A 15,163-nucleotide genomic window follows, 5' to 3' on the forward strand; every position below is an offset into this window, starting at 1 on the left:
CGACGACGAAGAAGCGTCATTCGAACTTGAGCAGGACGACGACGCGGAAGAGTCATTTGAACTTGAGCAGGACGAAGACGCAGAAGAGTCATTTGAGCTAGAGCTGGACGAAGACGCAGAAGAAGCATTCGAGCTTGAGCAAGACGATGACGATGACGAAGAAGATAGTGATCGCGATGAACTTGAGATTCCAGATGACTTAGATATCGCCACGCCGTCCGAGATTGAAGACAGTGAGCAAGTATCAGTAGAAGACAAAACGGAAAGTGAAGAAGACGAGCTTAAGTTAGATAATCCAGATTTAGATCTCGCTGCCTTGTTAAGCGATATTGAGTCAGACAGTGAAGGAGAGGCTGGCGCTGCATCAGACGATTTTCTTGATGTAGAATCACTATTAAACGACGGCGACGATACCAATGCCATTGACCCTGACAGTCAGGCCCTTGATTTAGATGTGAGTTTATCTGATTTTACGGGCGTATCTGATGAAGATACTGTTATTGATATTGACAAAGATGCAGGTCAAAACGCAAACCTTGATTTAGCGCGCGCTTACATTGAAATGGATGATGTTGATGCGGCTAGAGAGTTACTTGAAGAAGTGATGAAAGAAGGGAGCGAAGAACAAAAGCAGGAAGCGGCGTCGATATTAGCAAATATCGAGTAGACCCGTTGCTCTACATTTTGAAGTAAACAAGCGGCCTGTATAGTTCAATAATACAGGCCGTTTTTTTATTGGACGCTTTGGATGAATTATCAATGTGTACAGGTATACCCAGAGCGTATTTAGTACTTAGGCAGCATTGCATGTTGCTAGCGACATGACTACACTTAGCGCCTTTTTAGAAACGGGGTAAGACAGATATGGGGCGAATTGCCTTAGGGATTGAATACGACGGTGCTGCTGTATACGGTTGGCAACGCCAGCGTGAAGTACCAAGTGTTCAAGAGCATCTTGAAAAGGCATTATCGACAGTGGCCAACGAGCCTATAGAGGTGCAGTGTGCTGGACGCACCGATGCAGGGGTTCATGCTACCGGGCAAGTGGTTCACTTTAATTGTGATGCACCCCGCTCAGAGCGCGCTTGGACCTTAGGTGTAAATGCCAACCTGCCTAATTCGGTTGCTGTTACTTGGGCTAAGAACGTCAGGGATGATTTTCACGCTCGTTTCTCTGCTACCCATCGTCGCTATCGTTACGTTATTCATAATGCGAAGATGCGTCCTGCTATTCTCCATTCTGGTGTTACCCATATTCACCGCGAATTAGATGAGAAAAAAATGCATATCGCCGCTCAAGCCTTGTTAGGCGAGCAAGATTTTACGTCATTTCGCGCAGCGCTGTGTCAGAGTAAAACGCCATTTCGCAACGTCACTGATGTAAGCGTCTCCCGTCAAGGGCGCTATGTCATCATTGATATTCGTGCAAATGCGTTCTTGCATCACATGGTTCGCAATATCACAGGCGCACTTGTTGAAATTGGGGCAGGAGAGCAAGATGTTAATTGGATTGCCCACCTATTAAGTTTAAAAGATAGAAGTAAATCGGCAGCCACAGCGAAGCCAAACGGCCTGTATCTGGTCGATGTAACTTACCCTGAAGAGCATGACTTGCCAAAAGGTCCTTTAGGGCCGGTGTTTCTCCCAGATTAGAACAATTTGGCGCGTAATAAGCTTGCAAAGATATGGCGCGGTCACTTGCGAACATAATTGTTAAAAAGAGAAAACTGTTTCAAAAAAAGCTGTGTATAAGAAAGGCTAGGGCAACCTAAGTTAACTACGTCTAATCCCTATCTTAGTAGTCTTTGCGTAATGTGCGGTCGATAGACATACAAGGAAGTCGTGCGTCTATGTTTAAATTTCGTTTAAAAGTTTTGTGTTTTTTGCTGTGTTTAGCGGTATTGGAATGCAGCGCCAATACACAAGATAACATCCCTACTGTTCGGTTCGCGGTTAACACACCAGGCGCTCCTCCTTATTTATATTATGATGAGATCACGAAACGCTACGAAGGCATAGTTGTTGATTTTTTCAACTCAAATGAGCTATCTCATCAGTTTCGTCTTGTCTATTTAGACTCGAATCGTGCTAGGAGCGAAGATTTATTAAAGTCATCATCAATAGATTTGTTTTTATCTTCTGAAAGTTGGATAAATAAACCGAACAACTTTCTGTTTAGCGAAGAGTTTATAAAGCATGAAAGCTACATCTACTCTACTACAAATTTTCAGAAGCCGTTTGTCCCTGAAGAAAACTTATCCTCTAGTATTTGTACAAGATACGGTTTTACTTACCCCGTTTTACAGCCGTTTTTTGAAAGAAAAGAAGACAATATTCAAAGGATTGATTCAAGTAGTCAGTTTACAATGGCTATGATGATGTCGAAAGGACGCTGTGACTTTGCGATAATGAATGAACATAATGCCCGCGCAGTAATGTTTAACCAGACGTTTTGTTCTTCAGAATTTTTCCAGTCAACTAACGTTATCAGTCAGGTTAGTTTAGCGTTCGTTATTCGTCCTGACTTAACTTCTCTCAAGAACAAAATAGATATAGCACTGCACCATTTTATCAAAAGCGGCCAAAGGCAACTCTCGCTTGAACGTCATTCAGGTGTTAATCAATTTCCAAAACTTAAATGCCAGGGCGTTCAGTAACACCCATGTTTTTTGAGTCTCGCTAGCCATAATTTAAGTAAAAGCACTCGTGGATTGGTATGAGTGAGCTCAGCTGCCAACTTCTTAGACCAGTTTTGTTTTTTCCATTTCGTTGTATTGTGGTCTAATAGCGCGCTATATTAGGTAGCTGTTCTATTGTCTTACGCATTTTTTCTTTGTAATACAATATGAAACTTAAAAATTTAATGTGTTGTTGGTTAGAAGCATGAACAAATATCAATCGTCATGGCCAGCAAACAAAAAACAAAGGATTCAATTTCCATGAGCTGGATTCAAAAAATTCTTCCTCGCACGCAAACATCACATAAAGGTAATGTCCCTGAAGGTATTTGGACAAAGTGTGGTTCTTGCCAAGCTGTACTATATAAGAGCGAACTGGAAAAACTTTTGGAAGTTTGCCCGAAATGCGACCATCACATGCGTATTACCGCACGCCGCCGTATCGACGCTTTTCTAGATGATGGCGATCGCGTTGAGTTAGGTGCAGAGCATGAACCCCAAGACGTACTTAAGTTTAAAGACTCAAAGCGCTACAAAGATCGTATTGTTGCTGCACAAAAAGCAACAAACGAGAAAGACGCACTTGTCGTCATGCAGGGCAAGTTAAAAGGCATGCCAGTGGTTGTAGCCTGTTTTGAGTTTGCGTTTATGGGCGGTTCGATGGCATCGGTAGTCGGTGCGCGTTTTGTTGCTGCTGTAAATGCATGCTTAGAAAACGATATGCCGCTTATTTGCTTTAGTGCAAGTGGTGGTGCGCGTATGCAGGAAGCACTAATGTCGCTTATGCAAATGGCCAAGACGTCAGCGGCCCTTGCTAAAATGAGCAAGAAAGGCCTGCCTTATATTAGCGTGCTTACAGATCCTACAATGGGTGGTGTATCTGCAAGCTTGGCAATGCTTGGTGACGTGAACGTGGCAGAGCCAAAAGCCCTGATCGGCTTCGCAGGTCCTCGTGTAATTGAACAAACAGTAAGAGAAAAGCTGCCAGAAGGTTTTCAGCGCAGTGAATTCCTTGTTGAGAAAGGTGCAATTGATATGATTGTTGACCGCAGAGATATGCGTGATAGATTACACAGCCTGTTGGTTAAGTTGCATCATAAGAATTAGTGAATAACGAAAACAATCCAAATACTGGCTCAGCGCCTTACGCACAAGACGCTTTCGCGTCTCCATCGTCGCAAAAAAGCCTGAGCCAGTGGTTATCCTACCTAGAATCTATTCATCCCAGCGCTATCGATATGGGGCTAGACAGAGTGAAAGCGGTGGCCAATGCCATGGCGCTATCGCTCAGCCAGTCTTTAGTTATTACGGTAGCAGGCACAAACGGGAAGGGCACAACGTGTCGCTTGCTTGAACAAGCTATGCTATCGCAAGGTAAGAGTGTTGCGGTCTACAGCTCACCCCATTTAACCGATTATCGTGAACGCGTGCGTTACAACGGCGAATTACCGCCTGCCGATGAATTTGTAAATGCATTTGAGTTTGTTGAGAGCGCGCGAAAAGACACGGGTGGCGAACCTATTACCTTAACTTACTTTGAGTTCGGTACGCTGGCTGCCATGAAAATGATGCAGTCATGGGCCGTTGATGTAGTCATTCTTGAAGTTGGCTTAGGTGGGCGTTTAGATGCCACTAATATTATTGACCCTGACCTTGCCGTTATTACGACTATCGATCTTGACCATCAAGATTGGCTTGGCAATACCCGAGAAAAAATCGCTCGGGAAAAAGCAGGTATTATGCGCAAAAACGGCAATGCGGTAGTAGGTGACCTGTTTCCGCCGTCTTCGCTTTACGATGTGACCAATGAATTGCAAGCTAATGTACGCTGGGCCACGCAAGACTTTGTTACAGTCGTAGCAAGTGATTACAGTGAATGGAGCTGGAAAGGAAAGCGAAATAGTTATACATCGCTACCTTATCCCAAAATACCCCTTCAAAACGCGAGCACAGCATTGGCTGCGCTCGAGCTGCTAGACTTGCTTCCTGAAGAGCATGTGGTGAGGGATATAATTGAAAATACCACCATGCCGGGTCGTCAACAGACTATCAGTGAATCACCCCTTGTCGTCGTTGATGTTGCTCATAATCCACAGGCAACGACAGCGATGCAAGACTGGCTAGGCCGTTACGATGTAAGCCAAATGCGCGTAGTGGTAGGCATGTTAAAAGACAAGTCTATTGCCGAAACACTAGCGCCACTTTCCGCACTCAATGCTAAGTGGTATGTCGCTTCAACAAGTGGTCCTCGGGGCTGCAACGCAGAAGTACTTGAAAATGCGCTTGTTAATGCTGGCACAACCATAGAGAATATAGAGACGTTTCAAGACGTGACCTCGGCATATCAGCGCGCGCTTGCAGATTATCAAACTGGTGAACTCATTCTGGTTTTTGGTTCTTTTGTTACCGTAGCTGACGTACTGGCTGAACAAAACTAATACGTCCTGAGTAGATTGAAAAACGTGTATTCAAGCAGGAGAGCACAGTGACATCGGCATTAAAGAATAGACTGGTGGGGACGATTATTATCGTTGCCTTAGCGGTTATCTTTTTACCAGACTTTCTTGATGGCAAAAAGCAAACGAACAGAGAGCCCTTTGTCTCTGTACCCGCTAACCCGCCTAAGAAGCCCATCGTAGAGCCTGAGTCCTTTCCATCAGAACGGGTGGCGAAAGCCGCGGTTCCACCTGTCGAAATCAAAGATGAAACGGCGTTAGATGATGAGCCTGTATATACGGAAGCTCGCGAAATTGCTAATTCAGGTGAAGCCACTACCGAAAAAGCGCCACAGGTTAAAACCTTCGAGGAAGACGAGCTTGCCAGTCAAACGGTTGTTGATATTAAAAGTGCTGCTGACGATGACGCGGGCTGGGTGATTCAGCTTGGCAGCTTTCGTCATGAGAAGAACGTTAAAGCGCTTTTAGCCAAGCTTGAAAAAGCAGGCTACCGGGCGTTTAGTCGTAAAATTCAAACCAGCTCTGGGCCGCTTAACAAAGTTTTCGTTGGTCCCGACCTGGACAAACAAAAGCTTGAGTCAGCCTTACCGCATTTGAAAGAACTTACCAATCTAAAAGGCAAGGTCACCACCTTCAAGGTCGAGTAGTGCGCAGTATTCCGATAGCTAAACGGTTGTTAACAAGATTGGAGCTACAAGGATTGATATTACAGACTAGTAATATTTCTATCTTCTGTTAGAATGCGCGCCATCTCGCCAAAGGCTCGTTGCTTCACCATAACAAGCAACATCAACGCAATAAAGAGACGATGAACTGGGTAGACTTTTCCATACTGGGTATCATTGCGGTATCTACCTTAATAAGCCTTATTAGAGGGTTTGTTAAAGAAGCCATCTCGTTAGTGGTATGGTTTGCTGCACTCTTTATTTCCAGCAATTTTTACGCTGACCTCGCCGTTTATTTCACCGCCATTGACGACCCTTACTTAAAAAACGGCGCCGCAATAGCAGCGCTTTTTGTCGTCACGCTTATTCTCGGCGGTATGATTAATTACGTCATTAGTCAGTTGGTTCAGGCCACAGGGCTTTCAGGAACCGATCGCGTTCTCGGTATAGTTTTTGGTGCACTGCGTGGCGTACTGATAGTTAGCGCATTGCTCTTTTTTATGGACACCTTTACTCGCGCCGCCTCATCAGCTTGGTGGCAGGCGTCAGTGCTCATTCCAGAGTTTGGTGTCATCATAGAGTGGTTTTTCAGCTATGTGAAAGACTCCTCCAGTTTTTTAAATCCCGCTTGAAATAGGTAACGCACATGTGTGGTATAGTCGGAATAGTTGGTAAAACGCCCGTAGCTCAGTCACTGTACGACGGTCTAACGGTTATTCAGCACCGAGGACAAGATGCCGCAGGCATAATGACTATCGACCAAAATATGTTTAATTTGCGCAAAGCAAATGGTTTGGTTCGAGATGTTTTCCATACGCGCCATATGAAAAGACTGTCAGGCAACATGGGTATCGGCCACGTACGTTATCCCACTGCTGGAACGTCAAGTTCGGCAGAAGCCCAACCTTTTTATGTCAACTCGCCTTTTGGTATAGCTTTCGCCCATAACGGCAACTTAACCAACGCCCACGAGTTGCAGGAAGAAGTATTCCGCATTGCACGCCGCCATATCAACACCACTTCAGATTCAGAATTATTGCTTAACATTCTTGCCCATGAACTACAGCAAGTAGCGGGTTTAAGCGTAAGTGCGGAACACATTTTTGAAGTTGTAACGAAAGTTCACAAAAAGATCCGAGGTGCTTACGCAGTTGTAGCGGCCATTATCGGTCAAGGTATTGTTGCGTTTCGCGACCCGCACGGTATTCGCCCTCTTGCGCTAGGCAAGCGTATGAGTGAGTTAGGTGAGGAATGGATGGTGGCATCTGAAAGCGTGGCGCTTGATGCCGTAGGCTTCCAATTTGTTCGCGACGTGATGCCAGGTGAAGCTGTATTTATTACTGAAGAAGGTCAGCTACATACCAGACAGTGCGCCGAAAACCCGGTTACGTCACCTTGTATCTTTGAATTTGTTTATTTTGCTCGCCCAGACAGCTTTATTGACGGTATTTCAGTGTATGCATCACGCGTAAACATGGGTCGTAAGCTAGGTGAGAAAATCAAGCGTGAGTGGGCAGATCTGGATATCGACGTGGTAATTCCGATCCCTGAAACGTCGATGGACGTGGCGCTACAGATTGCAAACACCCTTGAATTGCCATACAGACAGGGCTTTGTTAAGAACCGCTACATCGGCCGTACTTTCATTATGCCTGGCCAAACCATGCGCAAGAAATCAGTACGTCGAAAGCTAAACGCAATCTCATCTGAGTTCAAAGGGAAGAGCGTTCTGCTTGTAGATGACTCTATCGTGCGCGGCACGACATCAGGCCAAATCATCGAGATGGCACGTGAATCAGGTGCAAAGAAAGTGTATTTTGCGTCAGCTGCGCCGGAAATTCGCTTCCCTAACGTTTACGGTATTGATATGCCATCGGCAAACGAGCTTATCGCTTATGGCCGTGAAATTGATCAAATCGCCGAGCTTATCCAGGCAGATGGCCTTATCTTCCAAGACATTTCTGACTTGGTTGATGCAGTTCGTGAAGAAAACGAAACTATTCAGCGCTTCGAAACGTCAGTGTTCGATGGCAACTACATTACAGCCGATATCGACCAAGAGTATCTTGAGCGCATTGATATGTCGCGTGGTGAAGCGTCAAGAAAAGCGCCAGTGGTGCAAGCTGAACTTAGCAACCTTGATGTGCATAATATGGACGCCGCTGATTAAGGTTATGCTAGCTGACAAAGAAAAGCCGCTTTACTAAGCGGCTTTTTCAATGGGATATCGTGTTAGATTCATAATATTAGTGAACAAACACAGGCCCACCAGATAGGCCCCATACCAATACCGAGCCGGTCATTAGAATAACCAGCAATACGAGCCCACATGTCACCACGGAGCTTGAGTAAATGAAGCCTTTATCTTCGGGCATATGCATCAAAATCGGTACGCCAGAATAAAGTAAATAAACCGAATAGCTAATACCCACCAACAGCGCGGTCATCACTACCCAAAGCTCTGGGTAAAGCCCAGCAAAACCAACCATAAACAACGGTGTGGCGGTATAAGCGGCAAGCTCTAACGATTGCGTGTAGGTTGGTGCCGCATCAAACGCTTTAGCCAACTCATGAATAAGTACAGCCAACGCGACCACGCCTGCTATTAATCCAAAGTACATGCCTATGCCCATCATGATGGCAGTATTTTCACTGAGACGTATTATGTCGCCGGCGCCAATACTCCATCCTGTATGGGCACTGGAATAATACGCAACGAGTGAAGGAATGAGTGCTATAAAAGCGATATGAGTAAGCGCGTAAAAATAGGTTTCGTGTTTGGTATCAATGGTTTGCCACTCTTCTTTAGGGTGAGTGTAAATACCAATTAAATGATTCAAAATCATAAAGTCCTGCCTTGTTCACCAATATTATTATTGAAGGATTGTTGCGAGGCAGTGAAACACACGAATTAGCCGAAAATTCTAATAGATACGAATGTGGGCACAGCGCACAGCGCTAAATAACTGCCGTTAACAATACATTTACAATTTGAGTGTGCAGCAGAAATACAAAGCCGTCAATATAAATTGTCTAATTTATAAACGGCTCGAAAATGTTAGCCAAAGCTCGGTGCGCCGGAGTGGAAACGCAATTCGTCATCGTCACTTTGAATCAGTGACTCTTCAACGCGACCAAAATGAGTAACACGTTCTGAAATATCGGTTTTGGCGATTTGCTTAGCGAGCGTAAGGTAGTCCTCAAAATGTCTGGCTTCTGAGCGCAGCAGTGACACATAAAACTTGCCTAAATCCTCAGAAACATAAGGAGCTAGTTTGGCAAAGCGCTCACAAGAGCGCGCTTCAATATAGGCACCGCAAATGAGTTTATCGACCAGTTTTTCAGGCTCATAAGTGCGTACGTGACGCAGCAAGCCGTTAGCGTAGCGGCTAGATGTCACCGATTTATAGTCAAATCCTAGTGCGTGCATAATTTCGAGTACCTGATAAAAATGGTGTAGCTCTTCTTTAATGAGCATCACCATTTTATCAAGCATGTCTTTTTTAAAAGAATCTAAGCCTTCGACGTTAAACACATTTTTAGAAAGGTGTTTAGTATTAAGCGACTGCCAATCTCCCTCATGGCGGTAGGTGAAGTCCTCATAAGGCTTCAGCCAGCCTAGTAAGACTTTACTGGTTTCCTCATCGGCCACATACCTTCGAAGAAGATACATCGCCGATTGCGCTGCTTTTAGCTCACAAATTAAATGGTCAGTAAGAATAACGCGCAGGTTTTCTTCTTTCTGTGCTTCATCTATCCACGACTGTGGTGTCTCGCAATGTAAAAATGCATTAACGGGAGAAAGTAAAGACGTGATTTCAGTGGTGGAGATTACAGACATGTTGAAACTCAGTTTTAAGTGCGATGGCTTTTCAGTTACATTTGAATTAAGCAACGTGCTTAACCATGCAAGCGCTGCTTTGTTTTGGGTGGTATTTCATAATTCAATGCTAGTGCGACGCTAATATTACTTGATACCCATAAGCCCTTACAACTTAAAATCGAGGCCATTTAATTACAAATGAATTACCTTGCCCATCTTTTCCTGGCCCGTCCAACTGCCGATTCTCATTTCGGTAACTTACTTGGCGACTTTCGGCGGGGCGTTGACGTAAATGCGTTCAGTAGTGGGGTTCAATTAGGTCTTAAAAATCACTACGAAGTCGATAAATTCACAGATAGCCATAGGAATGTGTTGGACGCGAAGTCCCTATTTCATAAAAGCCGTAGGCGTTTTGCGCCTGTTGCGCCTGTTGCGCTTGATATCTATTTCGACCATTTACTGATTAAGCATTGGACGAAATTTACGACACAGCGCTTTGATGACTTTCGAGAAGAAAGCTTTCAATTGTTAGAACAACGCTTGCCTTACATGCCAAGAAACATGCAGCACAGCATAGGCCATATGATTACTCACGATTGGTTTGAGGATTATGCTAAAGAAGAGGGGATTGCCAAGGCCATTTCTGTTGTCGCCAAGCGCATTCGCTTTGCCAATACTTTTCATTATGTAGTGGATGACATAAGTGAAAATAAAGAACAAATAGAAGCTATGTTTCTCGCCTTTTTTCCAGACTTAATAACGCATATCAAAAAGAACGGCCCTGAAAATACCGATAAGATTTAATCCATGTTTCAGAATTGTATCGAAGAAATTGGCTGTTTTGTCGTTGATTGCTAAGCTGACGTACGAACAGCGATATAGTGTATCAAGTCCGGTTAACTTTTAATGCACGACTTAGGTTAAATGGCTCTCAAACGAAAAACGATAAAATTAACGACACACAAAGACAAAAATAATGATGAATAAACAATCTCTACATAGAAATACTACACCTCTGTCATTTTGTCAGAGTGATAATACACCAACAGTACTCACGTGGCTTGTAGCCGCTTTGCTTGCTGTCGTAAGTGTAACGATCAGTGTCTCCGCTCAAGAAGAAAGCCCACAAGCTCATGCACGCTCAATTAAAATTGATAGCAGCGTGGTGACAGAACACGAGACTAAAATTCTTGGTAAGCGTGTGAAGTATAGCGCTACAACAGGAACTCAACCGGTGTGGAACAGCAAGGACGAAGCGGTTGCAACCTTGTTTTACACTTACTACCAAAGAACTGACGTAAAAGAAAATACTGAGCGCCCTCTCATCATTTCTTTTAATGGTGGACCCGGTTCTGCGTCTGTATGGATGCATGTAGCATACACTGGGCCTCGCATTCTTAACATTGATAATGAGGGCTATCCGGTTCAGCCATATGGTGTCCAGACCAACCCCTATTCAATTTTGGATGTGGCTGACATTGTGTTTGTTAACCCAGTAAACACCGGATATAGCCGAGTTCTGCCAAAAGCCGATGGCAGCATGCCATCGCAAGATGAACAGCAAAAGATGTTCTTTGGCGTGAACGCCGACATAAGCTATTTGGCTGACTGGGTGAATACGTTTGTCACCCGCAACAACCGCTGGCGCTCGCCCAAATACCTGATTGGTGAGAGCTACGGCACTACCCGTGTTTCAGGTTTGGCGCTAGAGCTTCAAAATCGTCAGTGGATGTACTTAAACGGCGTTGTACTTGTATCGCCCACTGACATTGGTATTGAGCGCAATGGGCCGGTGAAAGCCGCAAACCGTCTCCCGTATTTTGCGGCGGCGGCGTGGTACCACAATAAGCTTGAACCTGAGTTGCAAAACAAAGAACTCACCGAATTATTGCCGGAAGTTGAAGATTTCACTATTAACACGCTTATCCCTGCGTTAGCTAAAGGTGGTTTTATCGGCGAGACGGAAAAACGCGACGTACTCAAACAAATGGCGCGCTACTCGGGTTTAAGCGAAGCGTCTATTGCTCAAAACAACTTAGACGTCAGTACGGCCTTTTTCTGGAAAGACTTATTGCGAGACGAAGGTAAAACATTAGGTCGCTTAGACAGCCGCTATTTAGGTATAGATGCTAAGCAAAGCGGTGATCGTCCTGATTATTGGGCAGAGTTAACATCATGGCTTCATTCGTTCACGCCTGCCATTAACTACTATTTGCGCGAAGAATTAAATTATAAAACGGATATCAAATACAACATGTTTGGCAACGTGCACCCTTGGGATAGAAGCAATAATAAAACAGGTGAGAATTTGCGATTGGCGATGGCGCAAAATCCGTATTTAAATGTGATGATTCAAGCCGGATATTACGATGGTGCAACCAACTACTTTGACGCCAAATACACCATGTGGCAGCTTGATCAAAGTGGTAACTTGAAAGATCGTTTAAGCTTCAAAGGGTACCGCAGCGGTCACATGATGTACCTGCGTCGCGATGACTTAAAGCAATCTAACCAAGATTTACGTGAGTTTATCCAACTAAGTACACCGAAAAGCGGTGAGCCCGCTGAATACAAGCGATAGCGAGAATATAAAAACTGAACACAGGGACGTCAGTTTTCTTTACATTTTTTTAATGAAAATTCGAGAGTTTTCTGTATGTCTTTGATATGTAAGTAATTTTAAAAATGGCTTGCAGTTTGCTAAGTCGGTTATGTTCACTAACAAAAACTTTATTAATATTACTTACAAGGATGTACTTATGAAAAAAACATCACGTTTTTCATGTTCCCTGTTGGCAAGCGCTGCCTTAGCTTTTTCTATTTCAAGCACCGCAGTGAATGCAACAGTGCTACTTTCTGGTTGGGAAGGCTCGACTGAAAGCGGGTTTGGCTTTTTGGCAATGGAAAGCAATGATGATAGTTCCTCTGGGCCCATCATTTTTGATTCCTATGAGGCTTTGGCATTTAATAGCGGTTTAAATTTTTTTGGAACGACCTACGATAGATTTTTCATCAACAATAACGGCAACATTACCTTCAATGGTCCTGTAGGTACATTTACGCCTAACCCTTTTCCTAACAGCAATCAGCCTATGATTGCGCCATTTTGGGGGGATGTAGATACGCGCTGCGCAGAGTGTGGTGATGTATTTATCGGCTCACCCAATGAAGATACTCTGGTAGTAACGTGGAATGCAGTTGGTTATTATAATCAAAACAGTGATCCGACCAACACGTTTCAGTTAGTGTTGATTGATAGGGAAGACACGGGCGCAGGCAATTTTGACGTTGAGTTTAGATATGAAGATATCGGTTGGACTACGGGAGACGTGTCTAGTGGTATTCCTGCTCAGGCTGGATATGACGCCGGCGATGGAGAAAACTTTTTTACTGTACCTGGTTCTCGAACTTCCGCCATTGCTGATATAGACGAAAGTAACAGCAATACGGGTACGCCAGGTATCTGGAAATTTGCTATTCGCGACGGCGTGCTACCGGGTGATAATCCAGAAAACCCGATTCTGCCAATTGTTAACCCAGAAACACCGACTGACTATGAATTTGAATTCTCTATCGATGATCCAGACGAGCTTGTTTTCATCGACCCAGATGTAGCCGTAGGTTATGACTATATTGTAAATAGTGGCCCCAATATCGCTTCAGTTCTTTTGCCAGAAGGCTATGACGACAACTTGTTTGACTTGTTCCTTTGGGATAATGGGGATTGGATAGATACGGGTACAGATATCACTGGAGGCGTGGAGTACGACTTCACTTCACCTGTAGACCGCTTCAGAATAATGGGCATTGATATTTCGAATATGCTTGTGCCTACGCCAGATGCATTTGTAACTGGTTTAACCTTCGATGGCTCTGGTGTTATTAATATGAACCAGAATGCTGTTACTGTATTCGTACCTGATTCAACGTCGGTGCCCGCGCCCAGCACGTTATTCCTTATGCTAGGTGCATTGTTCAGCACTATCTTTTTGAGAAAGCGTAAGCAGTAAAACTAATTCAAAAAGGGGAGTATGAACTCCCCATTTTGCTGAGAGGTTAATGTGAAATATTTAGTAGTAGTCAGTTTAGTACTTGCTTCATTTTCTTCATGGGCTGTAACAACAAGTGATTTTGGAAGTTGGAGTTTGCTTTGCAACGGTTCATCAGTGTGTACGCTGAGTCAACTTGTTGCAAAAGACAAAGATGCAACTAAAGTGCTTTTAGGTGTTAACGTCGATTATTCCTATTCTCAAGATTTTCCGGTTTTAAAGATTAAGCTTCCAAAAGGTACACTTACTAAAAATGGCGTGGGCTTAAAAATAGACAGTTTTGCACCTATACAGGTACCTTTCTCTGGATGTGATGAAAAGTCTTGTCAAAGTGTAGTGAAAATCGACGGCGAACTTTTGGAGCAAATGCACCGCGGTCAGACTATGCTAATCGCGTTCCAAAAGTCAGAAAACCAACAAGTGACCTTACCTATTTCATTGTCAGGTTTTGACAAAGCCTACGCGCAGCTTAACCAAAACACTCAAAAATAAATAAGGGTTAAAGCACTTTTTTATTTTAACTAGTCAATTGCTGCTAGATGCGCTAAACACTCAGTGCAGCGCGTTTTTAACATGTCTCGTAAAAGCCTAACCGCTGGTGTAATTGACTGGCGGCTTGGGCAAATCAGCCAAAGTTGAGTAGGTTTTGGTTGGCAATCAGGCAGCAAGGTAACAAGACGCCGATTTATAATGTCGTCGCAGACGTCTAAACTTGATTTAACGGCAACCCCTTTGCCCGATACAGCCCATCGTCTTACCATTTCACCGTCGTTCGCGGTTCTGTTGCCCTGCATCTTAATCTTTAGCGGTTTGCCTTGATCTGAGAACTCCCATTCGTTATACACTTTGTCGTGAAGTTGATAAAAAAGCCCGTTGTGCGCGTGTAATTCTTCCAATTGTTGAGGCGCACCAAAGGTGCTGACATAAGACGGGGAAGCGACGAGTAATCGAGGCACATCACAAATTTTAAAGCCGTAAACGCTTGCATCGTCAGGCGAGCCATAGCGCAAGGCCAAATCGATAGGGTCGCGGTAGAAGTCGATATTGCTGTCGCTCAAGTTGAGTTTTACACTTATTCTTTCATGCTCATTCATAAAGTCATCAAGCCACGGCGCAATCACATTTCTGCCCAAATCAGACGACAAACCTAGTCGTAATTCGCCCTCAATAACGCCAGTGTCGCCTTTTAAGTTTTGCTTAGCGTTTGTCAGCATCGCCATGGCTTGTTCGCACGTTGGCAAGAAGCGTTCACCGGCAGAAGACAGTCGTAACGAACGGGTTGTACGCACAAATAACTCAGCGCCGAGGGCTTGCTCAACTCGTTTCACAGCCGCACTCGCGGTTGCCGTACGCATGTTCAAATGTGTCGCGGCAGCGGTGATGTTTCTAAATTCAGCTACTTTTATTACAACGTTTAAGTCATCGAATAACATGATTTTCAAAAATTATTTGATAATGTTTCTCTTATTGTGCTGTTTATCAAAATTTAATC

The 15,163-nt window shown here is 44.2% G+C and carries 15 protein-coding genes; 12 read left to right on the top strand and 3 right to left on the bottom strand.

The window, feature by feature from the left end:
• The 8 genes from GVO63_RS04945 to purF form a co-directional block, all read left to right on the top strand.
• The coding region (locus GVO63_RS04945) for a FimV/HubP family polar landmark protein (RefSeq protein ID WP_308469289.1) at window positions 1–667 on the top strand (667 nt) is incomplete at its 5' end.
• 197 nt (window positions 668–864) lie between these two features.
• The gene (gene truA, locus GVO63_RS04950) at window positions 865–1,653 is read left to right on the top strand and encodes a tRNA pseudouridine(38-40) synthase TruA (RefSeq protein WP_159578348.1); all 789 of its coding nucleotides are present in this window, start codon (window positions 865–867) and stop codon (window positions 1,651–1,653) included.
• Between the two features lie 197 nt (window positions 1,654–1,850).
• Window positions 1,851–2,657, top strand: a complete 807-nt coding sequence (locus GVO63_RS04955) for an ABC transporter substrate-binding protein (protein ID WP_159578349.1) — start codon at window positions 1,851–1,853, stop codon at window positions 2,655–2,657.
• A 282-nt stretch (window positions 2,658–2,939) separates the two neighbouring features.
• A complete protein-coding gene (gene accD, locus GVO63_RS04960; RefSeq protein ID WP_159489188.1) occupies window positions 2,940–3,785 on the top strand; it encodes an acetyl-CoA carboxylase, carboxyltransferase subunit beta in 846 nt (281 codons plus the stop codon).
• Window positions 3,785–5,116, top strand: a complete 1,332-nt coding sequence (gene folC / locus GVO63_RS04965; RefSeq protein WP_159578350.1) for a bifunctional tetrahydrofolate synthase/dihydrofolate synthase — start codon at window positions 3,785–3,787, stop codon at window positions 5,114–5,116. The genes accD and folC overlap by 1 nt, the downstream gene beginning before the upstream one ends.
• 47 nt (window positions 5,117–5,163) lie before the next feature.
• Entirely contained in the window at window positions 5,164–5,781 is a 618-nt protein-coding gene (locus tag GVO63_RS04970; RefSeq protein ID WP_159578351.1) for an SPOR domain-containing protein, read from the top strand.
• A gap of 161 nt (window positions 5,782–5,942) precedes the next feature.
• Complete coding sequence (locus GVO63_RS04975) at window positions 5,943–6,431, top strand: CvpA family protein (protein ID WP_159489194.1); 489 nt, start codon at window positions 5,943–5,945, stop codon at window positions 6,429–6,431.
• 14 nt (window positions 6,432–6,445) lie between these two features.
• Window positions 6,446–7,969 carry an amidophosphoribosyltransferase gene (purF, locus tag GVO63_RS04980; RefSeq protein ID WP_159578352.1) on the top strand — a complete coding sequence of 508 codons (1,524 nt, stop codon included), beginning with the start codon at window positions 6,446–6,448 and terminating at the stop codon, window positions 7,967–7,969.
• Between the two features lie 76 nt (window positions 7,970–8,045).
• Here the strand turns inward: purF and GVO63_RS04985 are convergent, their stop codons facing one another.
• Both GVO63_RS04985 and GVO63_RS04990 read right to left on the bottom strand, forming a co-directional pair.
• A complete protein-coding gene (locus tag GVO63_RS04985; protein WP_159489198.1) occupies window positions 8,046–8,645 on the bottom strand; it encodes a Yip1 family protein in 600 nt (199 codons plus the stop codon).
• Window positions 8,646–8,857: 212 nt separating this feature from the next.
• Window positions 8,858–9,640 (bottom strand): tRNA-(ms[2]io[6]A)-hydroxylase, encoded by a 783-nt coding sequence (locus GVO63_RS04990; protein ID WP_159578353.1) that lies wholly within the window; start codon window positions 9,638–9,640, stop codon window positions 8,858–8,860.
• Between the two features lie 180 nt (window positions 9,641–9,820).
• Between GVO63_RS04990 and GVO63_RS04995 the strand changes: the two genes are divergently transcribed.
• The 4 genes from GVO63_RS04995 (at window position 9,821) to GVO63_RS05010 (ending at window position 14,163) form a co-directional block, all read left to right on the top strand.
• Window positions 9,821–10,426, top strand: coding sequence for an ACP phosphodiesterase (locus GVO63_RS04995; RefSeq protein ID WP_159578354.1), 606 nt, complete (start codon window positions 9,821–9,823; stop codon window positions 10,424–10,426).
• Between the two features lie 175 nt (window positions 10,427–10,601).
• Window positions 10,602–12,203: a S10 family peptidase gene (locus GVO63_RS05000; RefSeq protein ID WP_159578368.1), complete on the top strand. Its 1,602-nt coding sequence runs from the start codon at window positions 10,602–10,604 to the stop codon at window positions 12,201–12,203.
• Between the two features lie 178 nt (window positions 12,204–12,381).
• Entirely contained in the window at window positions 12,382–13,632 is a 1,251-nt protein-coding gene (locus GVO63_RS05005; protein WP_159489204.1) for a nidogen-like domain-containing protein, read from the top strand.
• A gap of 51 nt (window positions 13,633–13,683) precedes the next feature.
• Window positions 13,684–14,163, top strand: coding sequence for an invasion associated locus B family protein (locus GVO63_RS05010; RefSeq protein ID WP_159578355.1), 480 nt, complete (start codon window positions 13,684–13,686; stop codon window positions 14,161–14,163).
• Between the two features lie 29 nt (window positions 14,164–14,192).
• On the opposite strand, the gene GVO63_RS05015 is transcribed toward GVO63_RS05010, so the two are convergent.
• Window positions 14,193–15,104, bottom strand: coding sequence for a LysR family transcriptional regulator (locus GVO63_RS05015; RefSeq protein WP_159578356.1), 912 nt, complete (start codon window positions 15,102–15,104; stop codon window positions 14,193–14,195).
• Between the last annotated feature and the right edge of the window lie 59 nt (window positions 15,105–15,163).

This window comes from Alteromonas sp. KUL106, assembly GCF_009811415.1.
GTDB lineage: Bacteria > Pseudomonadota > Gammaproteobacteria > Enterobacterales > Alteromonadaceae > Alteromonas.

Bases quoted from the DNA above. Each gene is read 5' to 3' on its own strand.
- GVO63_RS04955 (WP_159578349.1), top strand. From the start codon at position 1,851: ATGTTTAAATTTCGTTTAAAAGTTTTGTGTTTTTTGCTGTGTTTAGCG.
- accD (WP_159489188.1), top strand. From the start codon at position 2,940: ATGAGCTGGATTCAAAAAATTCTTCCTCGCACGCAAACATCACATAAA.
- GVO63_RS04995 (WP_159578354.1), top strand. From the start codon at position 9,821: ATGAATTACCTTGCCCATCTTTTCCTGGCCCGTCCAACTGCCGATTCT.
- GVO63_RS04985 (WP_159489198.1), bottom strand. From the start codon at position 8,645: ATGATTTTGAATCATTTAATTGGTATTTACACTCACCCTAAAGAAGAG.
- GVO63_RS05005 (WP_159489204.1), top strand. From the start codon at position 12,382: ATGAAAAAAACATCACGTTTTTCATGTTCCCTGTTGGCAAGCGCTGCC.
- GVO63_RS05000 (WP_159578368.1), top strand. From the start codon at position 10,602: ATGAATAAACAATCTCTACATAGAAATACTACACCTCTGTCATTTTGT.
- truA (WP_159578348.1), top strand. From the start codon at position 865: ATGGGGCGAATTGCCTTAGGGATTGAATACGACGGTGCTGCTGTATAC.
- GVO63_RS04975 (WP_159489194.1), top strand. From the start codon at position 5,943: ATGAACTGGGTAGACTTTTCCATACTGGGTATCATTGCGGTATCTACC.
- purF (WP_159578352.1), top strand. From the start codon at position 6,446: ATGTGTGGTATAGTCGGAATAGTTGGTAAAACGCCCGTAGCTCAGTCA.
- GVO63_RS04990 (WP_159578353.1), bottom strand. From the start codon at position 9,640: ATGTCTGTAATCTCCACCACTGAAATCACGTCTTTACTTTCTCCCGTT.
- GVO63_RS05015 (WP_159578356.1), bottom strand. From the start codon at position 15,104: ATGTTATTCGATGACTTAAACGTTGTAATAAAAGTAGCTGAATTTAGA.